At 70.7% G+C, this 18,034-nt stretch carries 15 protein-coding genes; 12 read left to right on the top strand and 3 right to left on the bottom strand.

All coding sequences use genetic code 11. The features are described from left to right. The first annotated feature begins 80 nt into the window (after nt 1–80). From ACW7G5_RS12155 to ACW7G5_RS12200, 10 genes are all read left to right on the top strand, one after another. Nucleotides 81–716, top strand: coding sequence for a nucleotide-binding protein (locus ACW7G5_RS12155; RefSeq protein WP_457004874.1), 636 nt, complete (start codon nt 81–83; stop codon nt 714–716). Between the two features lie 45 nt (nt 717–761). Continuing rightward, a complete protein-coding gene (locus tag ACW7G5_RS12160; protein ID WP_457005098.1) occupies nt 762–1,238 on the top strand; it encodes a SixA phosphatase family protein in 477 nt (158 codons plus the stop codon). Beyond that, nucleotides 1,229–1,849, top strand: coding sequence for a YceI family protein (locus tag ACW7G5_RS12165; protein ID WP_457004875.1), 621 nt, complete (start codon nt 1,229–1,231; stop codon nt 1,847–1,849). The genes ACW7G5_RS12160 and ACW7G5_RS12165 overlap by 10 nt, the downstream gene beginning before the upstream one ends. Then, nucleotides 1,846–3,738 (top strand): phospholipase D family protein, encoded by a 1,893-nt coding sequence (locus ACW7G5_RS12170; protein WP_457004876.1) that lies wholly within the window; start codon nt 1,846–1,848, stop codon nt 3,736–3,738. Before ACW7G5_RS12165 ends, ACW7G5_RS12170 begins: the two co-directional genes overlap by 4 nt. Before the next feature lie 131 nt (nt 3,739–3,869). Beyond that, nucleotides 3,870–4,079 (top strand): hypothetical protein, encoded by a 210-nt coding sequence (locus ACW7G5_RS12175; RefSeq protein WP_457004878.1) that lies wholly within the window; start codon nt 3,870–3,872, stop codon nt 4,077–4,079. A 75-nt stretch (nt 4,080–4,154) separates the two neighbouring features. Then, complete coding sequence (locus ACW7G5_RS12180) at nt 4,155–4,589, top strand: hotdog fold thioesterase (protein ID WP_457004880.1); 435 nt, start codon at nt 4,155–4,157, stop codon at nt 4,587–4,589. Nucleotides 4,590–4,636: 47 nt separating this feature from the next. Next, nucleotides 4,637–5,437, top strand: a complete 801-nt coding sequence (locus ACW7G5_RS12185; RefSeq protein ID WP_457004882.1) for a lysophospholipid acyltransferase family protein — start codon at nt 4,637–4,639, stop codon at nt 5,435–5,437. Beyond that, nucleotides 5,434–6,426, top strand: coding sequence for a YheT family hydrolase (locus tag ACW7G5_RS12190; RefSeq protein WP_457004884.1), 993 nt, complete (start codon nt 5,434–5,436; stop codon nt 6,424–6,426). The genes ACW7G5_RS12185 and ACW7G5_RS12190 overlap by 4 nt, the downstream gene beginning before the upstream one ends. A 60-nt stretch (nt 6,427–6,486) precedes the next feature. Beyond that, nucleotides 6,487–8,556: a tetratricopeptide repeat protein gene (locus tag ACW7G5_RS12195; protein ID WP_457004886.1), complete on the top strand. Its 2,070-nt coding sequence runs from the start codon at nt 6,487–6,489 to the stop codon at nt 8,554–8,556. 31 nt (nt 8,557–8,587) lie between these two features. Beyond that, nucleotides 8,588–9,202, top strand: a complete 615-nt coding sequence (locus tag ACW7G5_RS12200; RefSeq protein ID WP_457005100.1) for a YbhB/YbcL family Raf kinase inhibitor-like protein — start codon at nt 8,588–8,590, stop codon at nt 9,200–9,202. Between the two features lie 149 nt (nt 9,203–9,351). Here ACW7G5_RS12200 and ACW7G5_RS12205 read toward each other — a convergent pair whose 3' ends face one another. Together ACW7G5_RS12205 and ACW7G5_RS12210 are read right to left on the bottom strand one after the other, a co-directional pair. Further along, on the bottom strand, nt 9,352–10,212 hold the full coding sequence (locus ACW7G5_RS12205) for an META domain-containing protein (RefSeq protein WP_457004888.1): 861 nt from the start codon (nt 10,210–10,212) through the stop codon (nt 9,352–9,354). Nucleotides 10,213–10,279: 67 nt separating this feature from the next. Beyond that, entirely contained in the window at nt 10,280–11,077 is a 798-nt protein-coding gene (locus tag ACW7G5_RS12210) for an undecaprenyl-diphosphate phosphatase (RefSeq protein ID WP_457004890.1), read from the bottom strand. Between the two features lie 275 nt (nt 11,078–11,352). Between ACW7G5_RS12210 and glnA the strand changes: the two genes are divergently transcribed. After that, nucleotides 11,353–12,762 carry a type I glutamate--ammonia ligase gene (gene glnA / locus ACW7G5_RS12215; RefSeq protein WP_457004892.1) on the top strand — a complete coding sequence of 470 codons (1,410 nt, stop codon included), beginning with the start codon at nt 11,353–11,355 and terminating at the stop codon, nt 12,760–12,762. Nucleotides 12,763–12,868: 106 nt separating this feature from the next. Then, nucleotides 12,869–13,624, top strand: a complete 756-nt coding sequence (locus ACW7G5_RS12220) for an N-acetylmuramoyl-L-alanine amidase (RefSeq protein WP_457004893.1) — start codon at nt 12,869–12,871, stop codon at nt 13,622–13,624. A 42-nt stretch (nt 13,625–13,666) separates the two neighbouring features. Here the strand turns inward: ACW7G5_RS12220 and ACW7G5_RS12225 are convergent, their stop codons facing one another. After that, nucleotides 13,667–17,956 carry a polymorphic toxin type 46 domain-containing protein gene (locus ACW7G5_RS12225; RefSeq protein ID WP_457004895.1) on the bottom strand — a complete coding sequence of 1,430 codons (4,290 nt, stop codon included), beginning with the start codon at nt 17,954–17,956 and terminating at the stop codon, nt 13,667–13,669. Nucleotides 17,957–18,034 lie beyond the last annotated feature (78 nt).

Here is an 18,034-nt window from a genome sequence, read left to right on the forward strand (position 1 = left end):
GGTGCATTCTAGGTGCGCGATGTCGTGTCGGGCGGTGTACCCTCGACTGCCGTACGTTGGCGGACGTGACCGGAGAGCGCATGAAGACGGTGCTGGTGGCCAGTTCCAAGGGCGGTGCAGGCAAGACCACGATCGCAACCCACCTCGCCGCGCATGCGGCCGTCGACGGCCTGCGAACGGTGATCATCGACGCCGATCCACAGCAGTCGTCCACCCGCTGGGCCGAGCGCCGCGCCGGGCTGGAAAGCGCGGTCCTGCCGATCGCCGGTGCCAGGCGCGCCGGGACTGCCTGGAAGTCGCTGCCGGAAGACACCCAGCGGGTCGTGGTGGATGCGCCGGCCGGCGCCATGGCGGACGACCTGGGGACCTGGCTGGAACATGCCGACGCCGTAGTGGTGCCAGTGCTGCCCTCGGCGCTCGACCTCGACGCCACCGTGCTCTTCCTCAACTCGCTGGCACAGCACGCAAGGGTCCGCCGCGGCGACCTGCGCGTGGGCCTGGTCGCCAACCGCATGAAGCCGTGGACCAACGCGTCGCAGGCCACGCTCGACCTGCTGGGGCAGTGGCCCTACCCGGTGGTGGCCTCGTTGCGCGACAGCCAGGCCTATGTGCTGCTGGTGGGCCTGGGGCGCAGCTTGTTCGACTACCGTTCCGCCCAGGTACGCAACCATCAGGCGGACTGGGCGCCGCTGCTTAAATGGCTGCGCAAGGCCTGAGCCGTTCGCGGCGGACAAATGGAGAATCGACCGATGGCAACCGACGTGAGGGACATCCTGCTGCTGCGCCACGCCCATGCCGAGGCGGCGGGGCCGGGACAGGCCGACCTCGATCGCCCGCTTTCGCCGGAGGGCCAGGCCGAGGCCGAGGCCGCCGGGCGCTGGCTGCTGGAGCACAGGCTGCTGCCCGACCAGGTGCTGTGCTCGCCGGCGCGGCGCACGCGCGAGACGCTTGAAGCCGTGTTCGGCGTGGTCGGCTACGTCGAGCAGCGCCTGGAACCCTCCATCTATGACGCCACCGCCGGCACGCTGGCGGCGCTGGCCGACCAGCATCGCGATGTCGGCCGGCTGATGCTGGTCGGCCACAATCCGGGGTTGGAGCGCCTGGTGGCGCTGCTGCACAGCGGCCAGTCGGGGGAATACCGCGGCATGCCGCCGGGCTCGATCGCGATGCTGCAGCTGCCGGTGGGCGCCGAGGTCGAGCCTGGTGCGGCGCGCCTCATCGACTTCTGGTGGCCGTGAGGCGTGTCCCGGTCGCTGCCTGCGCGTTCCTGGTCGCCCTCGTCGCCGCCATCCTGCCGGCGGCCGTTCCGGTCCGCGCCGCGGACGTCGACACCGCGACCTCGGAAGTCGGCTTCAGCCTGGCCACCCGCTGGGGCGACGTGGTCGAGGGTCGCTTTCCGGTCTTCGAAGGCCGCCTGACGCACCTGGCCGATGGCCGCCAGCAGGTGCGCCTGTCGCTGTCGACGACCGACGTGGAGATCCTCGGCAGTCGGCGCCATACCTATCTCACCCGCGGCAGGGGCTTCTTCGACGCCGAGCGCTATCCCTGGCTCAGCTTCGTGTCCGACCCCTTCGATCCGCGACTGCTGGTGGACGGCGGCGCGCTGCCTGGCGTGCTCAGCATCCGTGACGTGCAGCACCGCGAGGCGTTCACGGTGCTGCCCTCGACATGTGCGCGGCCGGCGCTGGACTGTCCGGTGCTGGCGGCGGGCCTGATCGATCGCAGCCACTACGGAATGACCCGTTGGAGCGTTGTGATCGGGCGCAAGGTCCGCTTCCAGCTGCGTATCCGGGCGATGGGGGACAACAGTGGGAATGCGGAACCGCCCGGGGCGGGGGGCGTGGGATGAAGGTGCTGTTGCGCTTGTTGTTGCTGGCCGCCGCGCTGGCTGCCGGCGGCTGCGCCACGCTGACGCCGGAACAGGCCGCGGCCGCGGCACGCGTGGCCGGGCAGGCGCGTCCGGTGCTGGTCGACTGCCTGCGCGACGATGCCTGCGCCACGCCTTCGGCGCTGCGCAGGCTGGGGCTCGACGCCATGGCCGACAGCGCCCCCGGCGCGCCGCGCCACCACGCGCTGATCCTCGACTACGGGCAGGATGCGCTGCTCGCGCGCTTGAGCATGGTGCGCTCGGCGCAGCGCACCATCGACGTGCAGACCTACATCTTCGACGAGGACGACGCCGGCCATCTGTTCCTTGACGAGCTGCTGGCCGCGGCGCGGCGCGGCGTGCGGGTGCGGGTGCTGGTGGACCAGCTGTCGGCGCTGCGCGAGGTCGAGACCCTGGCCGCGCTGGCCGGGGCCCACGCCAACTTCGAGATGCGCATCTACAACCCGGTGTTGGGACGCGCGCGCATCAGCTATCCGCAGTACGTGCTCGCCGCGGCCTGCTGCTGGCGGCGGCTCAACCAGCGCATGCACAACAAGCTGCTGCTGATCGACGGCGTGGCCGGGGTCACCGGCGGGCGCAACTACCAGAACAGCTATTACGACTGGGACCCGGAGTACAACTTCCGCGACCGCGACCTGTTCGTGGCCGGCCCGGTGGTGGCGGAGATGGCGGCAAGCTTCGAGGACTACTGGGGCGCGCGCCTGACCCGCGCGCTGCCGGGCCTGGCCGATGTCGGCCGCCTGCTGCTGCGCGATGGCGTGCCGCGGCTCCCGCACGCGCCCTTCCAGCTGCCGGCGCGGGTGGAGCGGATCTCGCGCGACGCCGACGACGCTGGTCTGGTGGATGCGCTGGCGGCGCACGCGCTGCCGGTTGGGGCCGTGGAGTTCATTTCCGACCCGCCGCAGAAGCATCGCCGCGACTACGAGGGCGTGGCGCCTTCCACTCGCGGCCTGCGCGAGCTGATCGAGGGCGCGCGCGAGGAGGTGCTGTTGCAGACGCCCTACCTGGTGCTGTCGCCGGTGGCGCAGGACCTGTTCCGCGAACTGCACGGGCGCGAGGATCCGCCGCGGGTGCTGGTGTCGACCAACAGCCTGGCCGCGACCGACGCCTTCATCACTTATGCGCTGTCGTACAAGTACAAGCGCCGGCACCTGCGTGAATTCGGCTTCGAGATCCACGAGTTCAAGCCCTTCCCGCAGGACGCGCCGATCGACGTCGAGGCCACCGGCACGGTGGAGCTGGATGGGGACGGCGTCGCCGGCACGTCCGCCGGCGGCGACGGGGAGCGTGCGCGTATCCGGCCGCTCGAGCGCGAGTACTCGGCGCTGCGCTGGTCGGGCTTCTCGGCGCACGAGCGCGTGCCGCTGCATCGCGGCGGCGTGCGCTTCGGCCTGCACGCCAAGTCGCTGGTGGTCGACGAACGCATCGGCGTGATCGGCACCCACAACTTCGATCCGCGCGGTGACAACTACAACACTGAAAGCGCGGTGGTGATCGAAGACGAGGCGTTCGCGCTCGCACTCGCCGCCAGCGTCCGCCGCGACATGGCGCCGGCCAATTCCTGGACCATCGCGCGCCGCGACCGCCCGTGGCTGCTGCCGGGCCTGGACTACTCGCTGGGCAAGGTCTCCGAATCGCTGCCGGTGTTCGATCTGTGGCCGACGCGCTACGCCACCAGCTACGAGTTCCAGCCGGGGCCGGGCTGCGTGGAGCCGCCGCCGCCGGGCGACCCGCGGTTCCGCGCCTGCCACGAGCCGGTGGGCGACTTCCCCGAAGTGCGGGTCGGCCTGCGCGGCCTGTTGACCCGCATCTTCACCGCCTTCGGTGCCGGGCTGGCCCCGATTCTCTGAGTGTTCCTCTGGACGACCGTTTGTCGGCAAGAACGCCGAAACGGGCTGCCGTGACTTTTTACCTATTGCAGTAGGATTGTGGTGTGGTACTTTACCAGCACACCGAGTCACAACCCCCAGAGGACACCGCCATGTATCGCACCGACGCCAACGTTTCCTTCGCCGCCCACCACGCCGCCGCGAGCGCCAACGGCGCCGCGAAGTCGGGCAGCGCCGCGGGCCAGGTGCCGCGCTACCGCTCACGCGACTTCGGCACCGGCTACGGCAGCAGCAGCGGCTACGCCGCCGCCCGTCGCTACGCCCCCGGCAGCCAGCCGACCTCCCGCTTCCGCCTGGTCTGATTCTCGATTGACCCCGGGGGAACCCGGTCCTAGGCTGGCGCGCCGCGGCGTCAGCCCGGGACCACTGGAGCCTCCATGACCGTCCCAACGTCGATATTCCGCCGCGGCCTTGACCTGGCCGCGCTCAATGCCATGTCCAAGGGCACTGCGATCGAGGCCCTGGGCATCGAATTCGTCGACATCGGCGATGACCACCTGGTCGCGACCATGCCCGTGGACGCCCGCACCCGACAGCCCTACGGCTTGCTCCACGGCGGCGCCTCGGTGCTGCTGGCCGAAACCCTGGGCAGCAGCGCCGGCAACATGTGCGTGGCCGAGGGCGAAGTCTGCGTTGGCCTGGAGATCAACGCCAACCACGTGCGCGCCGCCCGCGAGGGGGTGGTCAGGGGCACCGCGCGCGCGCTGCACATCGGCCGCAGCACCCAGGTCTGGGAGATCCGCGTCGAAGACGCCCGCGGCCGCCTGGTCTGCATTTCGCGCCTGACGCTGGCAGTGGTCCCCGCAGCCTGATCGGCGGCAAGCTACCCGGGCCGGAAGCCATCCGGTATCGTTTCGCGATGCGTTCCCCCACCGTTCCCACCGCGCCCGCCAGTGGCTCCCTGGCGCGCGCGGGCCGTTATGTCCTGCGCGTGCCGATGCTGCTCTGGCACGCGCTCGTCCACCTGCCACTGGTGATGATCGGCCTCGCGCTGCCCACCGACCGGATCGGCTTCGGCGGCGAAAGCCTGCGCCACCGCCTGGCCAGGGCCTGGCAGGGCGGGCTGCTGCGGGTGTTCGGCCTGCGCATGCGCCGCGTCGGCACGCCGCTGCCGGGCGGCACCCTGTTCGTGGCCAACCACGTCAGCTGGATGGACATCTCGGCCCTGCACAGCCAGCGGATGATGGGCTTCGTCGCCAAGCGCGAGATCGACGGCTGGCCGCTGGTCGGGCGCATGGCGCGGCGCGGCGAGACCATCTTCCACCAGCGCGGCAGCCAGGAATCGCTGGGCGGTGTGCTCGACGTGATGGTCGAGCGCCTGCGCAGCGGCCGTTCGGTGGGCGTGTTCCCGGAGGGGCGCACCCGCGACGGCGTCGAGGTCGGACCGTTCCATGCCCGCATCTTCACCGCCGCGGTCGAGGCCGGGGTGGCGGTGCAGCCGGTCGCGCTGCGCTACGGCGCCCGCGCCGAGGGCCAGAGCGTGGTCGCGTTCCATCCTCGCGAAAATTTCGTGCAGAACTTCCTGCGCCTCCTCGGCGAGCCTTCGCGCGTGGTCGACGTGGTGTTCCTCGACCCGGTGCTGCCGGGCCAGGCCGAGGGCCGCGCCGCTATCGCGAAGATCACCCGCGAGCGCATCGTCGGCGCCCTGCGGGAGCCGTGAGCCCGGTCACGACCAGTCCCTACCGGCCGCCGCGCTGGTTGCGCAGCGCGCACCTGCAATCGGTGCTTGCCGGCAGCCCCCTGCGCCGTCGCCGCGGGCTGGCCGCGCTCGCCGCCAGCGGCGCGGTGACCCGGGAGGTCGTGGTCGATGGCGGCGGGGATGTGCGCCTGCTCGGCCTGCACAGCGCGCTTCCCGGCGTGGAGCCGCGCGGCATGGCGCTGCTCCTGCACGGCTGGGAGGGCAGCGCGGAGTCGGCCTATGTCTGCCTGGTCGCGGCCGGGTTCCTGGCGCGTGGTTACGACGTGTTCCGGCTCAACTTCCGCGACCACGGTGGCAGCCACCACCTCAACCCCGACATCTTCCATTCCGCGCGCATCGACGAAGTCGTGCGCGCCGCGCGTGACGTCGCCGGACGCATGCCGCGGCCGCGCCTGGTGGTCGCGGGGCATTCGCTGGGCGGCAACTTCGCGTTGCGCCTGGCGCTGCGTGCGCCCGCCGCTGGGCTGTCGCTGGACGGGGTGGCCGCGGTCTGCCCGGTGTTGGACCCGGCGCGGACCATGGACGCGATGGAGCGGGGATTCCCCCTGTACATGCACCACTTCGAGCGCAGCTGGCGGCGCTCGCTGGTGCGCAAGCGCGCGCTGTTCCCCGATCGCGTGGGCTTTGACGACGCGGTGCTGCGCCTGCGCATGCGCGCGCTCACCGAATGGCTGGTGCTGCGGCACACCGACTTCGGCAGCCTCGAGGCGTATTTCGACGGCTATTCGATCGCCGGCGATCGCCTGGCTGGGCTCGCGGTGCCGGCCTCGATCCTGACCAGTGCCGACGATCCGGTGATCCCGGTGGATGACTTCCATCGCCTGGTCCTGCCTGCACCGGCGCGGTTGGAAGTGGCCGGTTGGGGAGGCCATTGCGGCTTCATCGAGGGACCGCGGCTGGATGGCTACGCCGAGCGCTGGGTGGTCGGACGCCTGGCCGGCGAAGGCTGAGCGAGACGGGCGGCTACAATCGGGGTTTTCGGCGCGCCGCGCCGGCAGGACGGCCTTCCCATGCAAGAAAAGATTCTCGACGCGCTGCGCCGCGGAGACACCCGGACCGCGCTGGATGCGGCGCGCACCCATGCAGCGCAAGCGCCCGGCGACGTGGACGCCCAGCGCCTGCTGGCGCTGGCGCTTCGTAGCAGCGGCGACCTCGACGGCGCGCGCGACGTGATCCTGGCGGCGATCGAACTGGCTCCCGATGCCGCCGAGCTGCACATGGAACATGCCACCCTGCAGCTCGGCATGCGTGACCTGGAGGCGGCGCGGCAGGCGATGGGCGCGGCGGCAGGCGTCGACCCGAACCACTTTGCCGCCTACGCCATGCGAGCACACCTGGCGCTGGCGGGAGGGGACATCGCCGAAGCCGAGCGCCAGCTGCGCCTGGCCGAGCGGGTCGAGCAGGATCATCCCGAACTGCAGGCGCTCGGCGGCATGATCGCGCTGCGCAAGGGCAACAGCGGCGCCGCCATCGCGCAGCTGTCGGCCGCGCTGCAGCGGGTACCCGACGATCCGCTGACCATGCAGGCGCTGGCGTTCGCGTACTTCAAGGAGGAGCACTTCGCCTTCGCCGAACAGGCCTTCCGCAAGCTGCTCGATTTTCCGCCGCTGGCCAATGACGCGCGCCTCATGCTCGCGCTCACGCTGGCCCGCCAGCGGCGCCCGGTCGATGCCATCGACGAACTTGCCCCGCTGCTGGCCGACCAGGCCACGGCCACGCTGCAGGTGCGGCGTTTCGTCGGCGAGCTCGAACTTTCGGCGGGCCGCCCGGCGCGTGCGCTGCAGCACCTGCGCGAGGTGTTCGCGGTGCAGCCGGGCGAACTCCGGGTCACCACGGCGATCGCCGAGGCCTGGCGCCGGCTTGGCGCGACCGACGAAGCGCGGAACATGCTTGATGCGGCGCTGGCTACTTCGCCAGGAATCGATCTCCTGTGGTACGTGCGCCTGGTCTTCGATCCGCTTGGCGACGTTGCCGCCGGGCTGATCGAGCGCTGGCGCCAGCACAGCCCGGAATCGATCGATGCCCTGGAAGCGGAGATGAAGCTCCACGCCATCGAAAACCGCCCTGCCGGGACCGAAGCCGCGGCGCGGGCGCTGCTTGAACTCGAGGCGGACCACTTCGACGCCGGAATGAAGCTGGTGGACGCGCTGCTGGTGACCGACCCTGCCGAGGCGCTGCGGCGCATCGAGTCGTTGCTGGCGCGGGAAGACCTGCACCCGGACGCCAGGGCGACCCTGGAAATGGGGCTGGGCCTGGCACGGCACCGCGCAGGTGACTTTGCCGGCGCGCTGGATCACTGGACCCGGCGCATCGCGGCGGGACCGGGCAATCGCCTGGCATTGCCCAGGGCCACCCCGGCACCGGCCGAGTGGCCCGAAGCCGCGGCGCCGGTCGCCGACGCGCCTCCGGCGGTATTCCTGCTCGGCCTGCCGGGTGCGCTGGCCGAGCGCGGCGCGCGGCTGCTGAAGGTCGTGCCGGCGTTCCGCGACGACCGCGTCGGTGCCAAGCCGCCGGCCGACATCTTCCAGGACATCGGGTCGTGGGCGAACGTCGCTTCGGGCAAGTTCGATGCGCCTGCGGTGATCGCCACCTGGCGCAAGGCCCTTCCGGGGCGCGGCATCCATGACGCGGTGATCGACTGGATGCCGTGGTGGGACAACAGCTACACCGCCGCGGTGCGCGCGGCGCTGCCCGAAGCGCAGCTGTTGGTCATGCTGCGCGACCCGCGCGACATGCTGATGGACTGGATCGCATTCGCCGCGGGTACGCCGTTCGCGGCGGAATCGCCACGGGTCGCGGCCGGCTGGCTTGCCGCCGCGCTCGACCAGATCGCCACCCTGCACGAGCAGAACCTGGTGCCGCACCGCCTGCTTCGTGTCGATGACGTCGCCGACGACCCTGCCGGAATGGCCGCCCTGATCGGCAGCGCGCTGGGCAGCAACCTGCCGCCGCCGCCAGCCGGCCTGTTCGGTACCCCGCGCTTTGCCGCCGGTGACTGGCGCCGCTATGCCGACCAGCTTGCCGGCCCGTTCGCGGCGCTGGCGCCGGTCGCGCGCCGCCTCGGCTATCCCGAAGCCTGACCACGAGGACATCACCATGACCGCCACCGCCATGCACATCGCCAGCGAAAGCTTCGACCACGGCCAGCCGATTCCCGCCGGGTTCGCCTTCGGCACGCCCGACGGCCTCGGCGGCAACCGCAACCCGCAGCTGTCCTGGGGCGGTGCGCCGGCAGGCACGCGCGCGTTCGCGCTGCTTTGCATAGATGCGGACGCGCCGACCGATCCGGCGCTGGTCGCCAATGACAAGGTCGACATCCCGGTCGAACATCCGCGCGGCGATTTCATGCACTGGGCGATGGTCGACATCCCGCCACAGGTCACCTCGATCGAGGCCGGCAGCTGCAGCGACGGCGTCACCAAGGGCGGCAAGCGGACGCCACCGGGGCCGTCGGGCACGCGCCAGGGCCTCAACGACTACACCGGCTGGTTCGCCGGCGACCCGGACATGGGCGGCGACTGGTCCGGCTACGACGGCCCGTATCCGCCGGCACACGACCTGCGCCTGCACCGTTACTTCTTCCGCGTGTTCGCCCTGGACGTCGAGCGCCTGGAGCTGCCCGGGCGCTTCACCGCCGGCGACGTGCTGCGCGCGATGCAGGGCCACGTGCTGGCCGAAGCCGCCACCTGGGGCAGCTACGGCCTGCATCCTTCGCACACCGCGTAAAGGCGACATGGCCGCGATCCGCGGCCCACGAACCCGCCGCCCACGAACCCGCCGCCCACGAACCTGTAGGAGCAGCTATAGCTGCGACCAGCAACCGGTGAATGCCGTGTCGCGGTCGTGGGCTTGGCGTGTCGCGGTTATAGCCGCTCCTACTGGGGTTTTGCCTGCTCGGTGCGGGCGACTTGCTCGCTCTCCACCACCATGTCCAGCACGTTCACGATGGAAGAAGCGTCCGCGGGCACGTCCTGGCGCCGGAAACGGTCCACGCGCAGCACGTTGCGGACGCCGGGCTGGTGTTCGTAGCCCTCGATCTCCTCGTACAGCGGGCCCCATTCGCCGGTGCCGCGCTTGAGGCCATCCGCGTCGTACTCCAACTCGCGGACCTCGAGGCAGCGGTGGTCGGGCATCAGCGGGTGGTGGCAGTCGATGCGCTCGGCGGCGACCTCCAGGAACACGCGCTCCGGTTCGCCACCGTGGCGGGTGCGCGCGTTTGGCGCGCCGCTGAAGGCCAGCGTATCGCCCAGGGCATTGACCAGCCGCAGCCGCGGCGCCTCGCCGGCTTCGATGGCGAGCGCATGGCTGCCGGCCAGGCGGGTATGGGTTTCGCGTTCCATCGCCATCAGCGGCTCGGCGCAGGCCATCTGCGTGCTGATCATCGGCCCCAGCGTGAGTTCGCCGGCGGCGAGGTTGAAGTCCGCGCCCATGCCGTTGCATGCGTTGGTCACCGAGACCCGGCCCTCGGCGAAGTCGAGCTGCAGCGGGGCCTCGGCATTGCCGAACAGCGCGTCGATGCGGGCGCCGTCGGCGGCGGTGGCCGAGTCCAGTTGCCAGTGGTAGCCACCGAGGGTGGTCGCGACGTCGGGGGCAGGTGCGTGGCCTGCCGGTGCCGGAGCCGTTTCCGATGCCGGCGCGACGGCCGGCGTGGAGGCGGACGGGTCGTCGCCCGTGCCGGGCGAACAGGCCGCGAGCGCGAGTGCCAGTGGCAGGGCGAACAGGGACGGGTGCTTCATCGGTGACCTCCAGGGGCAGGGATCCGGGCGAACGCGCGACGGGGCCGGACGGGGTCGGGCGCCGGCGTCATTCGCCCATCGGCAACCACAGCAGCAGTGCCGCGCCCAGCAGGATGCGATACACGGCGAAACCGGTGAACCGGTGGTGTTCGATATACCCCAGCAGCCATTTGACCACCATGAAGCCGGTGATCGTGGCCGCGGCGAAGGCGATGCCGACGTCGGCCCAGGCTTCGCCGCCCAGACCGCCGTCCATCGCCAGCTCCATGAAGGTGTATGCGCTGGCCGCGAACATGGTCGGGATGCCGACCAGGAACACGAACTCGGCCGCGGCCGTGCGCCGGCTGAGGCCGAACAGCATGGCGATGAAGATCGCCGCCGCCGAGCGCGAGGTGCCGGGGAACACGCCGGCCACCACCTGCGCCAGTCCGACCAGTACCGCGATCGTCCACGTGACCTCGGTGCCGTCGGGGCTGCGGCGCTCGGCCACGCGCTCGGCGACGATCATCCACACGCCGCCGATGATCAGCGCCCAGGCGATCGGGCTCACGGTTTCCGGCAGCTCCCAGCCCAGCAGGCGCACGGGCAGTCCGACGAGTGCGGTGACCAGGAAGGCGACGGCCAGCTTCATCGCGTAGTCGCGGTTGCGGGCCTCGCCCAGGCCGGTGACCAGGCCGGTGATGCGCTCGCGGAACACGAGGGAGATGGCGAGGATCGCGCCGGCCTGGATGACGATGTTGAAGAAGTCCGAGCGCGCACCCAGCCAGTGCTGCGCGATCAGCAGGTGGCCGGTGCTGGAGATCGGGAGGAACTCGGTCAGGCCTTCGAGGATGCCAAGAAGCAGGGCGGCCAGCGGGTCGGTCATCGGCGGGGATCCAGCGGTGGGTGCGGATGGATGATGCGGGAGCGGGGCGAAGAGGACAGGAGCCACGCAGCGCGCATGAACGAGCGCGGCAGCATAGCGGATTGCCATCTGCACCAGATTGGCGCGCCAGGCTGTAGAGATGCACCATGAAGGTGCGTGTCGCGCCATCTACCGCGGTGAATTCACGCCAGATCAGGGGCTTGTGTGGTGGCATGGCACTTGCTCAAGCATAACGACGCCCGGTTCCCCGGGCCCCTGACCAATCCGGAGCGAGCATGTCCATCGAAACCGTCGAAAAGCTCATCAGCGACCATCGGGTCGAATTCATCGACCTGCGCTTTTCCGACATGCGCGGCGTGCAGCACCACGTCACCTATCCGGCCTCGATCATCGAGCCGGCGCTGTTCGAGGACGGCAAGATGTTCGACGGCTCCTCGATCGGCGGCTGGCGCGGCATCCACCAGTCCGACATGGTGCTGCTACCCGACCCCGAGACCGGCTTCCTCGATCCGTTCACCGCCGATCCGACCCTGGTGCTGACCTGCGACGTGCTCGACCCGACCACGATGCAGGCCTACAACCGCGACCCGCGCGGGATCGCGCGCCGCGCCGAGGCCTACCTGAAGTCCAGCGGCATCGCCGACCAGGCCTTCTTCGGCCCCGAGCCCGAATTCTTCATCTTCGACTCGGTGCGCTACGCCAATGACATGGGGCACACCTTCTTCCACGTCGACTCGGAAGAGGCCGCGTGGAACTCCGGCCGCGAATACGAAGGTGGCAATACCGGCTACCGCCCGGGCGTGAAGGGCGGCTACTTCCCGGTGGCACCGCTGGACTCGCTGCACGACATCCGCGCCGAGATGTGCAAGACCCTCGACGCCATGGGTATCGAGACCGAGGTCCATCACCACGAGGTCGCCAACGCCGGCCAGTGCGAGATCGGCACCCGGTTCAACTCGCTCACGCGCAAGGCCGATGAACTGCTGACCACCAAGTACGTGGTCAAGAACGTCGCCCACCGCAACGGCAAGACCGCCACCTTCATGCCCAAGCCGCTGGTCGGCGACAACGGCAGCGGCATGCACGTGCACCAGTCGCTGGCCAAGGCCGGGGTGAACCTGTTCGCCGGCGACGGCTACGGCGGCGTGAGCCAGACCGCGCTGTGGTACATCGGCGGCGTGTTCAAGCACGCGCGCGCGATCAACGCCTTCTCCAATGCCAGCACCAACAGCTACAAGCGCCTGGTGCCGGGCTTCGAGGCGCCAGTGATGCTGGCCTACTCGGCGTCCAACCGCTCCGCCTCCTGCCGCATCCCGTACGTGAGCAATCCGAAGGCGCGCCGCATCGAGTTCCGCTTCCCGGACGCGATGAGCTCCGGCTACCTGCTGTTCACCGCGCTGATGATGGCCGGGCTTGACGGCATCAGGAACCAGATCGATCCGGGTGGCCCCAGCGACAAGGACCTCTACGACCTGCCGCCGGAAGAGGCCAAGGGCATCCCGACCGTCTGCCATTCGCTGGACCAGGCGCTGGAGGCGCTCGACGCCGACCGCGAGTTCCTCAAGGCCGGCGGCGTGATGAGCGACGACTTCATCGATGCCTACATCGCGCTGAAGATGAAGGAAGTCACCGCGTTCCGCTCGGCAACCCATCCGCTCGAATACCAGATGTACTACGCGATCTGACAGCGAGCACTTGCGGGAGCCGCCATCGCCGAACACTTGTGGGAGCAGCTATAGCTGCTCCTACTGTTGCGGTTGCAAATCTGGCGGGTGGCGGGTGGAATGGGGCATGCGCACCAGAACGATTTTCGCAGCCATCTGCCTTGCCCTGCTTGTCGGCTGCGTGCACCAGCCGGCGCGCAACCCGATCGCGCAGTGGGTGCCGTCGCCCAACCACGACGAACGCCGCCCCGTCATCATCGTGTTGCACTACACCGAGCAGGACTCGGTCGAACAGAGCCTGCGCACGCTGAGCACCCGCAACAGCGGCGGGCCGGTGAGTTCGCATTACCTGGTCGGCGACGACGGCGCGATCTACCAGCTGGTCGCCGACTCGCGGCGCGCATGGCATGCCGGAGGCGGACGCTGGGGCACGATCACCGACCTCAACTCGGCGTCGATCGGCATCGAGATCGACAACGACGGTCGTGAACCCTTTACCGAGCCGCAGGTGCAGGCCCTCCTGCGCCTGCTCGAAGACCTGACCGCGCGCCTGCGGATTCCGCGCAGCCAGGTGATCGGCCATTCCGACCTCGCGCCCTCGCGCAAGATCGATCCCGGTGCGCTGTTCCCCTGGAAGCGGCTGGCCGCGGCCGGCTTCGGCATCTGGCCCGCCGATGATGCGCCGCCGGCGCCGGAAGGCTTCGATGCCATGCGCGCGCTGCGGCTGGTCGGCTATGCCGTGGACGATCCCGCGGCGGCGATCCGGGCCTTCCGCCTGCGCTTCCGCGGTGATGCGCTGACCACGCTGGACGAGGAAGACCTGCGGATCCTGCACGCGCTGACGCTGCCCGGCGGTGCCGGCCTGCTGGACCCGGCCGGCTGAGCTGCCTACGCGGGCGCTGGAGCGCCCGCGAAGCCGCCGCCGCTACGGAGTGGACCCGCCCATGAACCAGTTGCCGGGCCAGGTGGGACCCTCGGGATCGGGCGCGCGCGTGGTCCATTCGCCGTTGGCCGGATCGATGTACAGGGATCCGACGTCCGGGTCGATCTCGGGCACGCCGTCAGGGAAGCGCTTGGCGAACCCCTCCTGCAGCGCGGCGGTGCCGTGCCCGAAGGGGAAGTTGGCCGGCAGCCCCTCGCGATGCCCCAGCGCACTGGGCATGCCCGGGACGCGGTCCTGGAGCAGGGTGAGTTCGTCGTTCCTGACGATGTAGGCCCGCACCAGGCCGCCTTCGCCTGCGTAGTACGGCGCCAGCTCGCGACCGTTCGCGAAGCTGCCGCCCTCGGCCGCATGCTGGACGCCACCGCCGTCCTGGAACAGCGGGTTCTCGCGCGCGAGGTTGCGCGGATGCACCGCGGCCGGGTTGAACACGATCGCCGGCAGGTGCCCGGCGCCAGCGGCCATCGCGGCCTGCGAGGCCAGTCCACCGCCCAGTGAGTGCCCGGTCAGCACGAGGTTGTCGCCATAGGCGGCATGGGCCTGGCGCGTGAGCTCGACCGCATGCGTGTACTGCCCGCTCGGGAAGCCCAGGCCCTGCACGACGTCGGCCTTGATGTCACGCAGCGACGTGGGCGAAGTGCCCTTGAACGCAAGCACGAACTGGCCATCGCCATTGCTGTAGATCGCGGCACGCAGTCCGGATGGATGGTCGAGGTCGGCCGCGCTGATGCCGGGTGGCAGGTCGGCCTCGGCGAGCTGGCGGAAGCCGCCTTCAAGCGGAGTGCCGTCGGCCTTGTACACGTGTTTGGCGATCTGCAGGAAGTCGCCGTCCAGGCGGTGTGGCTGGGTGCCAAGCACGTCGTCCGCGAAGGTCCGGCCGGACGGCACGGCGTACGCGGGGGCCGCGCCTGATGGTGGCGCCGCCACCGGCGGCTCCATCGCCTTGAAGACGTGGCCGTCGCCGGTGTAGATCTGCAGCCGGCCACCTTCGGTCGGGATGGACGTCATCGAGCGGTCGGGGATGGCCCAGGTGTCGTCGACCTGGCGCGCGGTCGATACCAGCACATCGGTGTCGCGCGTCACCACGTAGGCGACGCGCGTCTTGTCGACGATCCCGCCGGGCGTGACCTCGATGGCATGGCCGGGGTCCATGCCGCTGTAGGTGCCGTCGGCGTTGCGGGCCGGGGTCGGGGCCTGTGGATCGATGTTGCGGAGCACCTCGGACACCTTGCCGTACACCTCGGGCCGCACGCCCACGCTCGAGATGCCGATGTCGGTCGGACGCGCGCTGGGCGAGGGCGAGAAGTAGCTGCCCTTGGGCGCGCCCGGCGCCTGCCACTGGTAGACCACCGTGCCTTCGCGCAGCGTCTGCACTTCCACCGGGCGGCTGAAGTCGATGCCGCCGAGGTGCGCGGGGTCGGCCGGGCGCCCGGTCGCGCGCTCGTAGAACGCGGCCGCGGTGGCCTGGCGCTGGGCGAGGAGCTCGGGCGTCGGCGCGGCTTCGATCGCCAGGCGCGGCGGCGGAGCCTCGATGCCCTGGCGTGCCGCGGTGCCGCCCGGGGGCGCCGCGTCGGTGATCGTGTACGCGCCGTCCGGACCCGCCGTGGCGAGCCGCGGCTCGGTCGCCGGCGCGTTGACCGGTCGCCCCTGCTGGTCCACGTAGCGCGCCGTGGCCAGGTTGTCGGCGGCGCCGGCGATGTTGTCGGCCGCGCCCGCGCCTCCGGGCAGCCTGATCTTGGGGATCTTGACCGGGATCAGCATCGACGCGACGTCGAAGGTGATGTTGCCCAGGGCCTCGCCGTAGCGGCCGTCGCCCCAGGCCGCGCCGATGTGCGAGAACATGTGCGGAAGGCCTTCGATCATCGCCTTGCCGGTTTCCTGTCCACGCTGCGCACTGGGCAGGAAAGCGGGACCGTCGCCGCCGGTGACCATGTCGCTGATGACGCCGGCGCCGGACAGGTCGTAGGACGTCCGGGCCAGTACGCCCAGCCCGACCACGAAGCCCACGCCGGCGTCCTTGACGCCGCCGCCGAAGCCCTGCAGCTGGCCCATGAAGCTGGTCTCGCCGTTGCCGCGTATGCCGGTGATCACGTCCCGCATTTCGGGAGTGAATGCCTGGTTGCCCTCGGTGGCGCGGTCGATGATGCCGTCGCGCAGCCAGTTCAGGCGCGCATCGGGATCGGTCTCGACGACCTGGCGCATCAGCGCCGCCTGGCCTTCGGGGTCGAGCTTGGCCATTTCGGTCACCAGCGCCTGCACGCGCTCTTCCTGGTTGTCGACCATGAAGCGGCGCACGCCGGCGTCCATCACCCGGTCGCGCGCCGACAGCACGTCGTCGCGGGAATCGGCCGCGGTCTCCAGGCGGTTGCCCATCAGCACGTCATGGGCCGCGGTGTCGATCCCGACCACGCCGGCATCCTTGTAGAGCGACAGTCCGGTGTCCTTCGCCTCGGCCAGGGTCTCGTCGCTCAGGAAGCCCTCGACGAAGGCATCGCCGTGCATGCGCTCGTACAGCGCGACAAACCGGGCCTGTGCCTGGGGGTCACCGGCGCGCGCGTCGTATTCGGTCATGAAGGCCTGCAGCTGGCCGGCCTGCTGCTCGTCGCCGGTGGCCGCGTACTCGCCGTATTCGCCGGTGTATTCGCCGGCGTCCACGTCCAGCTCGTGGATGGTCCTGATCGCCTCCAGGTCGTCGGCGGTGGTGCCGGGCACGCCGGTCATGATGTCGAGGCCGCCGCCGTCAAGCAGCGCCAGTTCGTCGGTCTTCAGGTTTTCCAGGATGCCCGTGCGGAACCAGGACTGGCCCATGCCCGGGTCCTGTTCCTGCAGGGCGCCCAGCACCATCTGCTGCGAGACCGGGTCGAGGTCCTGCAGGGTTTCGAGGGCATAGAGCAGGCGCTTCTCGTAGTCGTCGCTCCACAGGCGGCGGACGCCGACGTCGAGGATCTCGCTGGCAACCTCGTCGGCGCGGGCGGCGTCGATGCGCTCGCCCTTGAGCGAGCCGACTTCCTGGACGGTGGCGCCATTGGTGTCGATCTCGCGGATGCCCAGGGGTTCACCGTCGGCGTTGTACTCGGTCACCACCTGGCTGCCATCGGCGGCGGTGACGGTTTCGCGGCTGGCGACTTCCGGCAGGCCGTCCAGCGACTCGCGGGTGACGGTCTGCAGCAGGGCGCCGTCGGCGCCGTAGGCGCGGGTGCTTGCCAGTTGGCCGTCGGTGCCCAGGTTGTAGACGGTGCGGCTGCCGTCGGCCGCGGTGTCGGTGACCTGCAGGTCGCCCTGCGGGCCGGTGGCTTCGGTCCGGGTCACGCCGGTGGCCTCGAAGACGACGCTGCCGTCTTCGGTGGTCAGCGTCTGCGAGAGCATCGCGTCCGGCACGCCTTCGCTGCCGGCAGGCGCCGCATGGATGGCGTATTCCATGCGCATGCCGCTGTCGTAGGCGTGGGTCACGGTCGATACGCCGGACTGCCCGGGCACGGGCGTGGACGACACATGGCTGACTTCGCCGGTATCGAAGGCCACCGTGCCGTCCGCGGCGATCTCGCGGATGCGCAGCGCGGGCGGGACGTCGGCGTCCGCGCCACCCTCGAGCAGCGTCACCGACTGGACCTGCTGGCCACCGTCGGCGGCCGGCAGGACGACGTGGCGCACCACGCGCTCGGGCGCACCGGGCGTATCGCCCCAGGTGTCGGTGATTACCGTGCCCTGGCCGTCGGCGGCCTGCTCGACGCTGCGTTCCGGCAGCCCGCTGGTGGTCGACGTGCCGTTGGCGACCACGGTGCGGCTTTCCAGCGGCACCTGGCCCGCGGCGCCGGTCGCGCCGGCGTCGAACACCTGCGTGGTGGCCACGGCATTGCCGCGCGCGTCCATGCCTTCGGCCTGCACGATCCGGGTGCCATCGGCGTGCGTCGAGGTCCGGATGCTGCTTCCGTCCGCCGCCTGGCCGGTGCTGGTGTCGACCGCCTGGCCGGACTGGTGCTGGTAGGCGATGTCACCGGCGTCGAGGCGTGCCAGGGCGTGGTCGAAGGCGGTGTTGATCGTGCTGATGTCGCCGCCGCGGCCTTCCTGCATGGCCTGGTCGATCGCCGCCTGGCGGCTCTCGGCGAGGTTGGCCTGGGTGTCCGCATGCGTGGCGCCGTGCACGCTGCCACCGTGGTCGTGCCCGGCCTGCGCGAGGGCGTCCTCGGCCTTTTCGATCTTTGGCGGCGGGGGCGGCGGCGGCGGCGGGGGCGGCGGGGCGACGCAGGTGTATCGATCAGAGACGGGGTTGTTCATGGTGGCTCTCCAGGCCCTGCGCCGGCGTAGCGGAGCGGGCGAAATTCGGGCGGCACCGTCCGCCGGGCCGATGCCATG

The organism is Luteimonas sp. A501, from assembly GCF_054052085.1.

What these genes read in the sequence shown, in the direction of transcription:
- ACW7G5_RS12155 (WP_457004874.1), top strand. Translation starts at nt 81, where the DNA reads ATGAAGACGGTGCTGGTGGCCAGTTCCAAGGGCGGTGCAGGCAAGACC.
- ACW7G5_RS12170 (WP_457004876.1), top strand. Translation starts at nt 1,846, where the DNA reads ATGAAGGTGCTGTTGCGCTTGTTGTTGCTGGCCGCCGCGCTGGCTGCC.
- ACW7G5_RS12175 (WP_457004878.1), top strand. Translation starts at nt 3,870, where the DNA reads ATGTATCGCACCGACGCCAACGTTTCCTTCGCCGCCCACCACGCCGCC.
- ACW7G5_RS12180 (WP_457004880.1), top strand. Translation starts at nt 4,155, where the DNA reads ATGACCGTCCCAACGTCGATATTCCGCCGCGGCCTTGACCTGGCCGCG.
- ACW7G5_RS12185 (WP_457004882.1), top strand. Translation starts at nt 4,637, where the DNA reads ATGCGTTCCCCCACCGTTCCCACCGCGCCCGCCAGTGGCTCCCTGGCG.
- ACW7G5_RS12195 (WP_457004886.1), top strand. Translation starts at nt 6,487, where the DNA reads ATGCAAGAAAAGATTCTCGACGCGCTGCGCCGCGGAGACACCCGGACC.
- ACW7G5_RS12200 (WP_457005100.1), top strand. Translation starts at nt 8,588, where the DNA reads ATGCACATCGCCAGCGAAAGCTTCGACCACGGCCAGCCGATTCCCGCC.
- ACW7G5_RS12205 (WP_457004888.1), bottom strand. Translation starts at nt 10,212, where the DNA reads ATGAAGCACCCGTCCCTGTTCGCCCTGCCACTGGCACTCGCGCTCGCG.
- ACW7G5_RS12210 (WP_457004890.1), bottom strand. Translation starts at nt 11,077, where the DNA reads ATGACCGACCCGCTGGCCGCCCTGCTTCTTGGCATCCTCGAAGGCCTG.
- glnA (WP_457004892.1), top strand. Translation starts at nt 11,353, where the DNA reads ATGTCCATCGAAACCGTCGAAAAGCTCATCAGCGACCATCGGGTCGAA.
- ACW7G5_RS12220 (WP_457004893.1), top strand. Translation starts at nt 12,869, where the DNA reads ATGCGCACCAGAACGATTTTCGCAGCCATCTGCCTTGCCCTGCTTGTC.
- ACW7G5_RS12225 (WP_457004895.1), bottom strand. Translation starts at nt 17,956, where the DNA reads ATGAACAACCCCGTCTCTGATCGATACACCTGCGTCGCCCCGCCGCCC.